At 52.3% G+C, this 14,381-nt stretch carries 8 protein-coding genes and 1 riboswitch; of the genes, 1 reads left to right on the plus strand and 7 read right to left on the minus strand.

Translation table 11 applies throughout. The annotated features are described in order from the left end of the window. Window positions 1-171 precede the first annotated feature (171 nt). The 4 genes from NYE70_RS21040 to NYE70_RS21055 form a co-directional block, all read right to left on the minus strand. Window positions 172-1,137 (minus strand): DMT family transporter, encoded by a 966-nt coding sequence (locus tag NYE70_RS21040; protein ID WP_211021576.1) that lies wholly within the window; start codon window positions 1,135-1,137, stop codon window positions 172-174. A gap of 124 nt (window positions 1,138-1,261) precedes the next feature. Further along, window positions 1,262-1,414: riboswitch (FMN riboswitch) on the minus strand. Window positions 1,415-1,604: 190 nt separating this feature from the next. Then, window positions 1,605-2,465, minus strand: a complete 861-nt coding sequence (locus NYE70_RS21045) for a MetQ/NlpA family ABC transporter substrate-binding protein (protein ID WP_341047979.1) — start codon at window positions 2,463-2,465, stop codon at window positions 1,605-1,607. Window positions 2,466-2,520: 55 nt separating this feature from the next. After that, window positions 2,521-3,183 (minus strand): methionine ABC transporter permease, encoded by a 663-nt coding sequence (locus tag NYE70_RS21050; RefSeq protein ID WP_341047981.1) that lies wholly within the window; start codon window positions 3,181-3,183, stop codon window positions 2,521-2,523. Window positions 3,184-3,193: 10 nt separating this feature from the next. Then, window positions 3,194-3,955: a methionine ABC transporter ATP-binding protein gene (locus tag NYE70_RS21055; RefSeq protein WP_290407003.1), complete on the minus strand. Its 762-nt coding sequence runs from the start codon at window positions 3,953-3,955 to the stop codon at window positions 3,194-3,196. 216 nt (window positions 3,956-4,171) lie between these two features. Here NYE70_RS21055 and NYE70_RS21060 point away from each other — a divergent pair, with 216 nt between their 5' ends. Further along, window positions 4,172-5,176: a hypothetical protein gene (locus NYE70_RS21060; RefSeq protein WP_290407004.1), complete on the plus strand. Its 1,005-nt coding sequence runs from the start codon at window positions 4,172-4,174 to the stop codon at window positions 5,174-5,176. A 635-nt stretch (window positions 5,177-5,811) separates the two neighbouring features. Here the strand turns inward: NYE70_RS21060 and NYE70_RS21065 are convergent. The 3 genes from NYE70_RS21065 to NYE70_RS21075 all read right to left on the minus strand — a co-directional run bounded on the left by NYE70_RS21065 (window position 5,812) and on the right by NYE70_RS21075 (window position 14,380). After that, on the minus strand, window positions 5,812-12,198 hold the full coding sequence (locus tag NYE70_RS21065) for an S-layer homology domain-containing protein (protein WP_341047984.1): 6,387 nt from the start codon (window positions 12,196-12,198) through the stop codon (window positions 5,812-5,814). A 208-nt stretch (window positions 12,199-12,406) separates the two neighbouring features. Further along, a complete protein-coding gene (locus NYE70_RS21070; RefSeq protein ID WP_211021571.1) occupies window positions 12,407-13,084 on the minus strand; it encodes an MOSC domain-containing protein in 678 nt (225 codons plus the stop codon). Window positions 13,085-13,123: 39 nt separating this feature from the next. Further along, entirely contained in the window at window positions 13,124-14,380 is a 1,257-nt protein-coding gene (locus NYE70_RS21075) for an MDR family MFS transporter (RefSeq protein ID WP_341047986.1), read from the minus strand. Between the last annotated feature and the right edge of the window lies 1 nt (window position 14,381).

Below are 14,381 nucleotides of genomic sequence, written 5' to 3' on the forward strand. Positions count from 1 at the left end.
CATCCATTTCTTATCCAAGTCGGAAGTTTATGCAAATAAAACGGAAATAATACCCAAACCTTTCGCTATAATACGGGAAAAGTCCTTCTTTTTAATAACCAGTATAAATAAAAAACAAGACTCCCGACAATTTTCCTGTCGAAAGCCTTGCTTATCCTTATATGATGACCATTATGCCGGTGAAGAATTATTTTGTCTGGAAATGGCGAACAATGCCGCCCAGATGAGAATGAATCCAACCGCTTGGGCCAGTGTGATGATTTGTTGAAAAGCGATCCAGTTGAGAAGCACGCCCACCATCGGAAAGCTGAGTTCGGCCAGCGTAGCTACGGATGCTTTCGTCGTCGTTAATCCTTTATAGTAAACCAATAGGCTGAGCAATCCCGGTAAAAGCGCCTGCCCGAGCAGATTCAAGGAAAAGGCCGTAATTCCGGATGCGCTCCCCGGCAAATGCCAGGCTGCTCCTTCATTCCAAGTCACAACAAGCAAGAGCGGCAGAGCCAATATGAAGCGAAGCGACGTAACCGTTTCGTATTTCATCTGTCCGACCATCAAGCGCCCCATAACCGTCGATCCGCCCCATAGCGCCGCCGCGCCCATCGATAACAAGCTTCCGACCTGGATAAAATCGTTCCAGTGTCCAAACGGGATGGAGAAGCCGAAGGTCAGCAAGTAGGTGCCGCCCAGCGCCAAAATGAATAACAGCGAGAAATGACGCGGCAGGGATTCCTTAAGCAGAAATCTGGCCATGATGATGGCGAACAGAGGCTGGAGTTTCTGAAGCAGCAGAACCGCATTCACATTTCCGTTCGCCAGCCCCATCGTGAACAGGATTGTGGCGATCGCGGAACCGCCCCATGATATAAAGAGCAGCGCCCCAACTTGCTTCCAGCCGACGCCGAGAAGTTCGCGGCGGTTTTTCCATAAGATCGGAGCTACCACCAGCGCAATCAATATGTGCTCCAGCAGGACCAGTTGGGCCGAAGTAATCGATTTGAGCAAAATAAGACGGAACAACGGGTCAACGCCCCAAAGAGCGGCCCCCAATACGACCAGCCAGAACCCGCTTTTTGCAGAAGTCCCTTGCGCCTTAGCGAGCGGCTTGACTTGTACCCTTACACTTGATGCATTTTCCATATTCCCGACTCCTTCTCGAATATGGGGTCTACGCAGAAAGCCCCCGCCAATTGACATAGGTCAACATAAACGGGGGCTGATCAAATAAGCTTGCGGAATGCATATTCTATGCCGCATGCTTATTAATGATCTTCTCCCATCCGGACTTTACCGTCGGCCTTGGAATTTCACCAAGTCAGTCGCCGTTCCAAAAGGAATAGCGAGTCGCGGGCTAAAGCTATCATTCAAAATAGCCATCACCGCCGGTCAGGAATTTCACCTTACCCCGAAGATCCATATTCATTGTATTTTTATTTTTTAAATTTCAAAGGTTGCCTTCATAATACTGCAGCATATCCTCATTCTCTGTAACAATCATCACATTGAAAATATATATGACTTATTTTATGAAAATAACCCTTATTTGCAACCATTATAGCATTATAATTTATTTTTGTAACCCACTATTTTTTTGAAAGTGAGCTGGTTTATTCAAATGCCGGAATGGCGATTTCACTGTATTGTGATTCCAGGAACTGTTTCACCTCAGGACCGGACAAGCGCTCCGCCAATTTCTTGATCGGCTCGGAATCTTTATTGTCCGCACGGGCTACCATCGTAATCGCAAATTCCGATTCCGTCGTTTCGACCAGCAATGCATCCTTTTTAGGCGTCAGGCCGATCGGACTCGCATAGGCCGGAGTCATCAGCACCAAATCGGCGTCATCAAGCATCCGGGCCAGCATCAACAGATCCACTTCTTCGAATTTATATTTTTTCGGATTTTCAGTAATATCGGCAACGGTAGCGTTGATTCCGACGCCTTCTTTTAACTTGATGATGCCGGCCTTCTCCAACATGACGAGCGAGCGCCCGGCGTTGGTAGCATCATTCGCTATGACGATCGTAGCTCCTTCAGGCAGTTCCTCCATCTTCTTATAGCGTTTCGAGTATGCACCGTAGACCGCATGATAGACAGGCTGTACCGCTACAAGCTCGCTGTTCGTGCTTTCATTATATTGATTCATATAAGGCACATGTTGAAAAAAGTTCGCGTCCACTTCCTTGTTTGCAAGCGCGTCGTTCGGCTGAACATTGTCGGAAAGCACCACCAGCTCCAAATTGATGCCATCCTCTTTCAGGAGCGGTTTCACCAATTCCAGAATATCCGTCATCGGCGGGATCAGCGTAGCTACCTTCAACGTTACCTCCTTGCCGTCCCCGTTTTGAGCCGTAGAGGCGTCGCCGTTTTGCTCTGCGTTCCCCGCACCCTTAGTATTTCCGTTACCGCAACCAGCTACGGCTACCATTACCAGAACTAACAGTCCTAACATCCACTTTTTGTTCATTTTCAGCATCTCCAACATCCTTCCAATGGTTTAGTTATCTTTTGTCTTTTACCATTTATCTTTTATCCAGCCATCTCGAAATCAGGCTGCCGGTAAACTGGATCAATTGAACCAGAACGATCATCAGCACGATGACCGCCGCCATCAGTTCTGTCTCAAATCGCTGATACCCGTACCTGATGGCAAAATCGCCGACTCCTCCTCCGCCCACAACGCCCATCACCGTCGAGTATGAAATAAAGCTGATAGTCGATGTTGTGAGTCCCAGCACCAGGCCGGAACGGGCTTCGACGTAGAGAAATTTATAAACGATCTTCAGCTTCGAGGCTCCCATCGATTGAGCGGCTTCCACTACCCCGCGAGGGACCTCAAACAGCGACTGCTCCACCTGCCTCGCATAAATTGCAATCGACACGATTGCCAAGGGCACGGAGGCTGCAATCGTCCCGATCGCTGTTCCCACCAGGAATCTGGTGAAGGGAATCATAAAAACGACAAGCAGCAGAAACGGAAACGACCGAACGATGTTCACGAACCCATTGAGAATCATGGACCAGGTCGCGTTTTCGCGGAGCTGGCCTTTGGCGGTAAGATACAGCATGGTTCCCAACGGAAGTCCCAGCAATATGGCCGCCATGACCGAGATTCCGACCATAAGAAACGTTTCACCGACCGCCTCGGCAATCTGGATTCGAAAGTCCATGAACTTCTCAAGCATCAAGGAAAAGTCAAACATCAGACACCCCTGCCTTCCCAAGCAACAACTCCCGGTAGGACGGCTTATGGCGTGGGACATTCCTTGCGGTACGCTCCTCCAGCGCGAAGCCGTCCGTTAGCCGCCCTTGCTCCACTACCGACACCTCATGGCAGATCTCTTTCACGACATCCATTTCGTGGGTGACGATAACAACGGTTACCCCCAGCGTTTCATTGATGTGTCTCAGAACATTCAGAATTTCTCCTGTCGTGACGGAATCCAGGGAAGAGGTCGGTTCATCGCAAAGCAGCACGGCAGGACGATGGGCGAGCGCCCTGGCAATCGCAACACGCTGCTTCTGTCCGCCGCTGAGCCGGGCCGGGTACTGCTTCGCCTTGTCCCGCAAACCAACAAATTGCAGACATTCCTCTACCCGTTCTTTCCGTTGCCGCTTGCTCATCCCGGCAAGTTCCAGCGGGACGGCAACATTTCCGCTTACTGTCCGGTTATGGAGCAAGTGAAACTGCTGGAATACCATGCCCATGGATCGTCTAGCCACCCTTAACTGACTTTCCGGAAGCCGGGTCAGGTCCTGTCCGCCGACAATTACTTTTCCGCTGTCGGGAGGCTCGAGCACATTCATCATGCGCAGCAGCGTCGATTTGCCCGCACCGCTGGGGCCGATAATTCCGTGAATACTTCCTTCACGGATCGTAAGGGAAACCGATTCGACGGCTTTAAAGACCCCCTCGCCGGAACTGTAGCTTTTACTGACTTCATGAAGCGAAATCATGCAATACACCTCACCACATTTTCCAGAGATAATTGTATTATTAATTTTTAAAACTGTTATAACGAATAATTCCTTTTGATTATAGTTCATTATAGTTTCTGTGTCACTAATAGTGAGCTATATTTTCATATACAAAATAAACTTTGAAACATTTATTATCCGTAATGCGTTTAAAGAATACTTAAGAAACCAACACCCAAGGAGGAGAATTTCAACATGACCAACTTGAAAAAAAGCAAGCTCATTGCGGCCTTGATTCTCTCCGCCGCGCTTACCCTCAGTGCATGCGGGGATAAATCGGAAACAAAAAACAACGACACAAATACGGTTCAAGAAAACACCCCATCCGCTCCAAACGACAATTCCGGCAAAGCAGGAAATAACGGTGCTGCCGGGGAGGAATCGGAAGCGGCGCAGGATCAATTGGTCGCCGAATTTGACGCCTTGCTCCAACAAGAAGGCAACAAGCTTCCGGAAGCTTTCGAGTTTATTGAAAAGCATGTGGACAGCTTAACCCCTGAGCGGGTTTCCCATCTGTTGTTGTCGGTGGAAGATGCCCAGATTGCGGCGCTGGGAGGCCTCGCGGACCGTTTTTACGAAGGGGATACTCAGGAGAAGATTGGAAAAATATTCGAGATCGGCGATTCTTTAGACGAATTGATCGGCAAGGCAACTGACGAAAAACTGAAGGCCCTGTTTACGGAGACCAAGAACAGCGGCTACCAGCTTGATCCGACCGAAGGCATGTTCAATCCGGATCCCGATTACAGAGTAGCCGCGGCGTACGCCGACAAAGCCACCGGAGATGTAAAGGATTATTTGCAGTTAAAGGCGAAGGAATCCGGAGAGCGTTCGCTTCGGGACGCCGCGCTTGTCATCGGTTGGGATGAACTCCTGACCCGGGCACTTGCCGCCGAAAACTTCACCAAACAATACCCGGACTCCAAGCGAATTAAAGAAGTGAAGGCCATGCTTACCAATTACACGACGACCGTATTTTACGGTGCGAACAATACCCCGCTATTCGATTACGACAACAAACAAATGGAACCTGACGCTCAAAAAGCTTACGAATCAGCGCTTAAAGAGGCAGCTTCCGGATCCAGCCCGCTGTTGGACGATCTGAAGGCCTTCATGGATGAAGCGGCAAAGAACAAATACAAACTCACGGAATCACTGGAGCATTTTCGCAGTGAACTCGTTCCGCTCAATTACGAGTAATTCAGGCCATTTGACCGAGTGAGGCTTGAACAGATTTTTTCGGCTAACGGACACCACAGCCCTTAAAACGCCGAAATCACGGCGTTTCAAATTCTAACGGACATGAGGGACCTTAAGGGCTGGTAGAACGCCTATTTTCGGGCCAATGGAGTGAGTTAAGGGCCTCTGTGTCCGTTAGTTTTGCAAAGCAGCTATTATCGATCCAATAACGGCTCTGGTGTCCGTTAGATTGAGATTAGCGCTGGGAGTGCAAGGTGCAGCCGAAAGGCATGGAAAGTAAGTGTCAATCCCTAATGGCGGTTGGTTCCTCCGCGTGGCCTCGGCTAACGGACACCACGGCCCTTAAAACGCCGAAATCAAGGCATTTCAATTTCTAACGGACATGACGGCCCTTAAATGCTGGTTGAACGCCTAGTTTCGGGCCAATGGAGTGAGTTAAGGGCCTCTGTGTCCGTTAGATTTGCAAAGCAGCCGTTTTCGATCCAATAGCGGCCCTGGTGTCCGTTAGAATTGGGATTGAGAGATGTTAGTTGGCTCCGCAAACTTAGCAGATACTTAACAAAAAGACCGCCGGAGCAGTTAGCTCCGGCGGTCTTTCTACATTTTTGGCGACGGCGGATGGATTTCCCGCCCTGTCACGGATTCATATACTGTCCCCGCACCAGCAGGCGCGACAGTACGACTGCTGCTTCCGCACGGCTCGTGATGCTTTGCGGTGCGAACCGTTCCTCCGATTGCCCCTGCATAATTCCTGCATCAAGCAAGGTCTGCACGTCTTCGCGCGCCCAATCGTGAATTCGGGCAGCGTCCTGGAAGCTGCCAGGACGGGCGGCTGGTGGCAAATCGCCATTCGCATCAAGCAGCTTCAAGGCCCGCGCCGCCATGACTGCCATCTCTTCACGGCTAATTGCGGCGTTTGGATGGAAGGTTCCGTCGGCATATCCCTGAATCAGGCCGGCTTCGGCGGCTGCGGAAGCCGCCTCATGGAACCAGTCGCCCGGCTCCACATCCTCGAAGCGACCGCTGTCAGGATCGCTACGCAGATCCAATGCCCGTACCAGCATCGCTGCGAACTCGGCTCGCGTCACGGATTGCCCAGGTCCAAATCGGCCGTCCGGGAAGCCGTTTACGATCATCCGGGAAGCAAGCTTCCCGATGTCACTATTTGCCCAGTGACCGGCGAGGTCGGAGAATGTTTTTTCGTTCACCCCCACGGTAAACAATCCGTTCGCGTCGGTCTTGAACGTAACCGTGGTCGATCCGTCCGGGTTGGCCTGGAACAAGGCCGGCACATAACGAAGCGTACCCGTGGAAGGATCAAAGCGAAGGCCGACCGAGGTCTGCGGATTCCAGGTTCCTTCCAGCGTAAGCAGACGTTCGACAGATCCCGGACCATACCGGGTGATCGGCGTTTCTTTTACGCCCTCAGTTACAGAAACCTTAAATTCAGCGGCATTTCCCTGCAGCTTAAAGCCTTGTTTGATTGCTGCTTGAGCAATGCCGGATTGCGCTTGCTCGGTATCCGTAAGCTTCGTCAAGCTGAACTTCACGACCGCCTGATCGGCATCGCCAACCCTAGCCTGGTTCAAAATGCCTTCCACATATCTTAACGGGAAGCGAACCTCCGCCTTCGCTGCGGTATCGACTACCGACAGAATGGCGTCCGGACGGGAAGAAGCTGCCGCAAGAAGAGCGCCCGCATTGAAGCTTGCGTTTCCTTGATCGCCCGTTTTAATTTCGATCCGGCTTTGGCCGGATGCAAGAGCTGCTTTCAATTGGTCGTCGAAGGAACTGGTCCCGGTTGTTGAAGGAATCGTAACGGAACCCCCGCCCCCACTACCGTTGCCACTGCCATTGCCTCCGCCGTTGTCCCCCGGGTTTCCTGGTTGCTCGGGACCGCCCGGATCAACGACCGGCTTCTTGGCGGAAGCGAAGCCCTGGTTGATCTCCTTGAACGAAAATCCCCCCGCCGGATTGGACACCATCTTCATCCGGTCGCCGCGCACGATGACATTGTCGACTGTGGCGGAGCCTTTCAGGTTCGGCGTTACGTCAACGCCATGGGTGCCCGCACCGTCGATGACCAAATTTTGCAGCAGCACATCGTTCATCGCAAAATCCCCATGTGCGATCAGACCGGAATACGTGCTGTCCTTCGCCACATTGTCACGAACGACGATTTTTCCATTCATATTGCTTTCCCCGGCAAATAACCACAACGCCCCCAGGCTAACGCCATATCCGGTATCGTAGCTGCCGGTGCGGATTAGCGTATTGCGCTCCACTACCGTGGTTCCTTCGAACGGTTCTGCATTAAACCGGGTCGAAACCGCGATGCCTGCACCGTTCGTTACCGTATCTTTTACAAGATTATCTTGTACTTTGTTGTCTTTACCGCCGAATACGACGATATTGTCAGCCAGCCAAGGCAAGGTTACCGTATTAAAGCGCGCCGTGTTGTTTACGCTTGGCGTCCGCTCCGCCCCGTTCACTTCGCTAAGCTTCGGGTCGGTGAACGACCACATGGCAATGCCGTCATCGCCCGGGTAACGGATATCGCTCTGTTCCATCATGCTGTTACCGGTACCTACCGCAAAATTGATGCCATCCGCCATCAGATTGCGGATACGAAGTCCCATCATGTACAATCCGTTCGTACGGGCGGCCTCTCCGATCGGCTGGGTTAGCCAGAGACCGGCTTTCGTATGCTCAATCCATACATGCTGGATGACCGAACCCGGACCGAATGCCCCATGGAACGCATTCGTGATAGCCTCGTCATCGCGGACATTAATACCGCCGTCGATAAGCAAATCGTAGACCTCAACCTTGCCTCCATGCCCCATAAATTTAGCCCCGTTCAAAGTCGTATGCCACATTCCCGCACCACGGATCACCGCCGATTCCAGATCCAGCAGTTCATCGCCGAAATTAAACGTGCCTTCCGGGAACCAGACGCCTTTCCCCTGGCTCGCCGCAGCCGCCAGGGCGTCTTTAAATGCCGCAGTATCGTCCATGCCGTCATTCGGAACCGCCCCAAAATCGGTTGCGGACAAGAATCCTTCCGCAGGCATTCCATACGCATCTTCTACCTGTTCCATTTCCACGAGATCAATGACGTAGGATTCCGCCCGGTCACCGGCATCTTTTTGCAGCTTGATGACCGCACCCGCAGGGACGTCCCCGATCAGCGCATGAATTTCATCAAAGAAGCGGTGTCCGCTGCCTTGCCGCGGATCGTTCGACCAAGGATAGCTGCCGTATTCCCAGGCATACTTGGAAGTCAGACGCAAAGTTTGTTTGAATACGCCGTCCACGTACAAGGACAAGGTTTCATCCGCGCCTTGCCCGTCGGCGCTATCCGGAATCGAATAACGGATTACCAGTGAGTTGGCCGGTTTGGCAAGTGAAAACTCGACGAAGTCGCCGCTCCGATTCAAGCTCACAGCCTGACGACCGGAAGCCTCGGAAGCGATGCTGCGGAATTTCCGCGAAGGCTTGATGATCGTACCGTTACTCTCGGCATCCTCCGCTTCATAACTGGTGTATGACACAGTAGCTCCGCGATATTTTTTGTTCACGCTATTTTTCACCGTTAGGGAGTCGATGGCCGTAATGTCTTGACCTCCCTGCGTACCTTCCAGCGAAACCGAGTTCATGCCGCTGCGCAAATTCAGCTTCACCTCGGCCGTTCTCCACCCGCCTTCCTGCGCGAGAGACAACTCTTGCTGCGGATAGCCGTTGACGACAAGTTGAAGCCGCCCCTCTGCACCGGAGTCGTTCCGGTAGCGAATAACCCCGTCGTATTCCCCGGCATGATCACCATGAACGGCAAAGCGAAGAACATTGTCGCCGTTAAAGGCATCCGAGGCAGGATACTTCACGTCGGAAGCCACGGCTTCAAACCGCCATAATTCTTCCGCTTGGGATGCGTCTTCTCCATAACCCGCTCCTTGCGCGGTGTCCAGCAATTTCCCCGAGGCTTTTGAATTCGATAATGTGAAGTAACCTAATTTCTCCTCGACAATCCATTGCGAATCCAAGGATTTGCCGGACGCGGCAATTGCTGGCGCGTTCTTATCATTCAGCGCGAGATAATGCCCCGTGGCGATGTTCTTGATCAAATGGCGGCCATTGAAATCCTGCATCAGCCATTCGCCGGACGTCTTTGCGCTTGCCGCGTCGGCGTAGACCAATTTACCGCCTGATTCGGCCAGGACTTTACCGCTTTGATCCTTGGGCGAAATCATGATTTTGTTTGTATCGTCCTGTGTTGGAGTAGCCGTATTCAGATTACGCGGCTCCGCCATCTCGGGCGTCTCGAATTCTTCCGGCGCCGGGACGAGACTCCATTGCACCGAGCCCCATGAGGACGGGAGAAGCCCGCGTTCCGCATATCCGGTATTATTTTGCACATGGATATATTCGTCGTCGTAATTGCCATACTGGCTGCGGATCGTCACATTAACGCCGTCTTCCGCCCGCGTCACCGACCAGGACGACGCGCCGTCAGCGGCTGGAGAATCGTGGCTGCTCTCCAAAAACGTATAGTCTTCGGTCAAGGTCAGATAATGACCGGTCGCCCGGTTCTTAATCAGCATTGTACCGTTATCCTGTGCGAGAATCGTCCAATGGGAATACCCGTTGTCCGCCTCCAAATTCCCGTACAGCACCACGCCTCCCGGGTTTTCATACAAATAGGAGTCGCCCGTTACGCTCTTGATCCTTACCGGCGTAACCGGGATAGGCTGCTCCGGAATCGTCACGGGTTCGGCGATAAAAGCAGCTTCGGCACGTTCACCCGCTCCGGGTGCCCTGCTTACTTTGAAAACCGGACTTCCTTGTTCATTTTCGGCTGCATACAGATAATGTCCGGTCCAGCCGCTTTTGATGGTCACTTCATCCGTTCCCGGCTTAGGCTCGACCACCCATTTAATGCTTCCCCAGACCTCGTAAACCTCGGTTCGGGTTTCTACCGGAAGCGTCGGCTCGTCCTCGGCTTCCACCTGCGCATCGGCCAGATTTTGTATGGACAGGGATCGCCCGCTGCCTTTATTTTTCATGATGACCGCACCGCTGCCCCCTGACTGCTGCAAGAACCAGACCGAATAGTCATCCGGCGCCCCATATGTCGCATCGGCAACGGACTGGGCACTTTCCGAATCTTTTAAGTAGAGCCCACCGCTATTCTTCAATTGGAAACGGAAATACGGATTGGTCTGCTCCGTTACGGGGATAAATCTCCACTGCGGGCTGCCCCAATTCGGATTAATGACGCTGTACTCCGCATACTTGGTCAGATTTTGCAGCGAAATGAATTTGCTGAAAGGTTCCCCGGGTACTTTATCGGTCACGCTGCTGATCACATAAGTACCGCCGCCAAGGTTTTTGGCGCTCCAAATATAGGATTCGGGTACGCTTCCGGGATCTGCGAGCGCAGTTACCTGGATATGACCGTCAGGCATATCGGCAATATTCATGTAATGTCCGGTCTCCCGGTTCTGGAACAGCTTGCGTCCCTGATGCTTGACTACAAGCCACTGGTCACGCTGGTCATCCTCCCGGGGATTTCCGTATTTCAACGTTCCGTCCTGGTTTTCATAGAGATAAAACGGTTGCCAGGAATTTTGAATGCGAATGTAAGCGTCTGACCCATCCACCGGCAGGGACGGATCGATCATTTCCCATTGCGCTCCAAGGCTTCCGGCATCTCCGCTGACAATCACGCTATCGCCAGCTCCGATTGAAATATACTGTCCGGGCAGTCCTTTGTTTTCGATCGTTCGATAATCATCGTAATCTTCCGATGCCGTAAGCGACCATGTATACGTCGCATCCGTCACGCTGACGGGACCGGTCAGCAGGTGATTACCGTCGGTGTTTAAATAATGATTACTGGCGGCATTCCGGATTCGCTTGCTTGTATCATAATCCTCCACGATCCATAAATACCGGTCGTCGGAAGACCCGCTTCCGCCGCTAATGGCGCCATGCTTCACCGTTCCATTATCCTCATAAAGAAAATCGGTGGCCGCTTTGGCATCACTATAAGCCCCGATCCGGACCGCCGGCAACTCCGACACCGGTTTGACCTTCCATAAGGCGTTTACGCCGTCGGCTCCGCCCGCCCAATCGTTGGAGCGGACGTCATCATCATCCGGGAATTGAGGATTCATATAGTTTCCGGGCATTTCTGCGTTCTCGAACGCGACGAACCCCGGCTGGCCGGTCGCATCCTTCATATTCCACAAGCTTAAGCCCGGTTTATCCGGTAAGGGATCACCGGTTAAGATCCCCGCCCAAGTCGTTTCATTCTGCAAAATTACATGTCCGGTCGCCTTATTGCGGATGGTGATCTTCCCGCTGTCGTTCTGTTCGAAGAGCCACTGGGCGGATGGATCATCGGCCGCCTTAACGCCGTGTTTGACTTGTCCGTCCTGCTCAAAAATGACACTCCCGGGACGCATCAAACTTTCGATACGAACCGCTGCATCATCGACGGAGATAAAAGCCCACTGCGGGCTTTCAAACGTAATGTTAATGTCCGAACTGGCTTCGGCAAAGCCAAGCTGGTCTTCTTCGTGAATGACCAGATTTCCTTCCGGCACGCTTGCGCTGCGGACAACCATGAACCCGTCCCGGTTGGATTTGTCTATGATCCATTGTTCCGCAGCGGTATCCGACGATGCAGTTGTGGTTAGCGGCTGATTGCGCTGCGTCGTGCGAGCCAGAGATATGTAGTTGCCAGTCTTGCTGTTCTGGATTCGCGAAATGCCGCCTTCCGTCACCACGATCCAGTGAGCCGACTCGTCGCTGGGATTGGTGAGCCCATACCGAACGATACCGTTCGAATCCTCGTACAAATAATTGCTTTTCCATTTGTTCTTGATCATCACTTTTCCTGCGGGAATGTCTCCGGCTCCCGTACCGCCTGCAGCCGCTTGTGCCGGATATGCGGGGAATGCGGACCATATCAACAATACGGCAAGCAATCCCGCAATCATCGGCCTGATTTTTTTCATTTGCATTGACCTCCTTTATCTTATAGGTATTTTCTTCTCCATCTTAAGTTAAAAGCGCTTTCACTCCGGTGTGCGTTTGTATGGAAAAAAGGTGCATTATTATGGATTCCGCATCGTTACACATAAAAAGGGCTGCCCCGCGGAACGTCATTTCCGTAAGAGCAACCCTTTTAATATTCAAATCAGGCCATGGTCATATCACGCCTCTTCAGCCGCCGATCCATCTCCGCTCGGTATCGTTGTCGATTCCTCTCTGCCGTTCTTCCAGCGTGATTCTGCAGCTTGCCGACAAGGCCTCCACCGCCAAAATAGCGGAGATCAGCTCCATATTCATCCGGTCATGATAGAGAACGCGGTTGACCGTTTCCAGCGTGATTCCCGCCGGATCCCTCTCCATTAGAGCCAGCGGTTGTCCGATACTCACCCTGCCTTCCCGGAGCACCCTCAGGTAAAAACCGGTAAAGCCGGTTTCCTGAAACCACAGAGGCAGCTGCGGAGATGCAAACCGCTTGGCCAGTTTGTGGCACGGCGGGCGCGGTTGCGAAACCTGAATCACGGCCTCGCCCCAAGTCAGGATATCGCCGACGCATACATCGTGTTCGGTTATTCCTTCGACCGTCATATTTTCGCCGAAGTCCCCGTAATTCAACTCCTGATTCAGCACCTTGGAAAAATAGCGGTAATGCTCCGCCGAGTGCATGCTGAGCACTTTATTCGGACCGCCGTGACGAAGGCGGTTAGCCTGGGCGTCTCCCTCCAGAATAAGTTTGGTCAGTTGGAGATCGTGCTGCACGGGATATTTCTGAATCGCCGTAATGACCTCTTTGCCTTCATACACCAGCCTAGCCGGCTGCCCGATATTGACCGACAATAATGTCAGCACCATCCATCTCCTCCGTTCCTACGGTCTATGACTGACTCGCGTTTAACCTTGTGAAGCTTCCGCCAGCACGGGCTTTTTGTCCGCAGGAAGCGGAACGGCGTCTTCCCTTTTCCGATGATTCTGAATCAGCCGGAATTGCGCCGGACCGGCCAAAAGAAGCAGCAAGGCAACCGCCGAGAACATCACACCGCCGCCGTAATATTCAAACAGCAGACCGAATAATAGCGGGCTTAGCAGTTTGGGAATCGACATATACATCCCGAAGATCGCGTTATATTTTCCGCGCATGTTGGCCGGCGCAATTACGGAGACGTATTTTTGCAAATGAGTCATGCCAATGATTTCCGCCACCGTAAAAATAAGTTCAATCAATATCAGAATATAAAAATGACGGGCAAAGCCATAACCGACGCCAACGACGGCAAACAGGACATAGCTCAGCAATATCATCATCTGCGGAGTTCGCCGCTCCGTTTTTTTGGCAACCCACACCATCGCCGCAACGACGACTACCGAATTGATCGTCATCAAAATGGCGAACAGGGACGATGCATTGGCGAAATGCTCTTTCAAATGTAGCGGAAATGTAGTCTCCACTTGGGAATACAGCACGCCCACCGGCAGCGTGAACAAGGTAAACCAGTACAGCAAGCGGTGGTCGCGGAACGTAACTTTGGGTATTGCCGATTTCTGCGGCAGACTGCCTTCGGCTGAACGGGCGGGCACCGTCTCCGGCACCTTCCACCACACCAGCATGGCAAACAACAGGAATGAAGCCGCCGAAACCGAAAATACGGTACTCTGATTCCATGAGTAAATAAGCAACCCCAGCAATGGACCGACGGCTCCCCCCACATTTATCGCGGTATGTATGAGGGCGAACACTTCCCCCCGTTTCTCGGGAGGGACCACGTCAGCGACCTGTGCATTGGCGGCCGGCAGGAACATAGGCATGCCCATTCCGTTAATCACGGACAACACGGCAAACTCCCAAACCTGGTCGGTAAAAACGAAGCCGAGCATGCAGGCCCCTTGAATCAGCAGGGCAAACAACATCACCGGCTTGCGCCCGTATCGATCGGCGATTCCCCCGCCCCAAAAGCTCAACAGTATGCCGGCAAGAGGCTGCAGACCCACGATCAACAGCGGGAGCAGGATCGAACCATTCAACTTATCCGATAAATAAAAAACGAAAAACGGTCTTAGCATAAAGGTAGTCGTCGCGCATAAAGCGGTTCCGAACACCCGAATCCAGATCACGGCATTGTATTGGGATAGAGAAGCGAAGAATCGTTTCATC

The sequence above is a fragment of the Paenibacillus sp. FSL R5-0407 genome (assembly GCF_038009185.1).
Lineage (GTDB): Bacteria > Bacillota > Bacilli > Paenibacillales > Paenibacillaceae > Fontibacillus > Fontibacillus vini.

What these genes read in the sequence shown, in the direction of transcription:
- NYE70_RS21040 (WP_211021576.1), bottom strand. Translation starts at nt 1,137, where the DNA reads ATGGAAAATGCATCAAGTGTAAGGGTACAAGTCAAGCCGCTCGCTAAG.
- NYE70_RS21045 (WP_341047979.1), bottom strand. Translation starts at nt 2,465, where the DNA reads ATGAACAAAAAGTGGATGTTAGGACTGTTAGTTCTGGTAATGGTAGCC.
- NYE70_RS21070 (WP_211021571.1), bottom strand. Translation starts at nt 13,084, where the DNA reads ATGGTGCTGACATTATTGTCGGTCAATATCGGGCAGCCGGCTAGGCTG.
- NYE70_RS21065 (WP_341047984.1), bottom strand. Translation starts at nt 12,198, where the DNA reads ATGAAAAAAATCAGGCCGATGATTGCGGGATTGCTTGCCGTATTGTTG.
- NYE70_RS21055 (WP_290407003.1), bottom strand. Translation starts at nt 3,955, where the DNA reads ATGATTTCGCTTCATGAAGTCAGTAAAAGCTACAGTTCCGGCGAGGGG.
- NYE70_RS21050 (WP_341047981.1), bottom strand. Translation starts at nt 3,183, where the DNA reads ATGCTTGAGAAGTTCATGGACTTTCGAATCCAGATTGCCGAGGCGGTC.
- NYE70_RS21060 (WP_290407004.1), top strand. Translation starts at nt 4,172, where the DNA reads ATGACCAACTTGAAAAAAAGCAAGCTCATTGCGGCCTTGATTCTCTCC.
- NYE70_RS21075 (WP_341047986.1), bottom strand. Translation starts at nt 14,380, where the DNA reads ATGAAACGATTCTTCGCTTCTCTATCCCAATACAATGCCGTGATCTGG.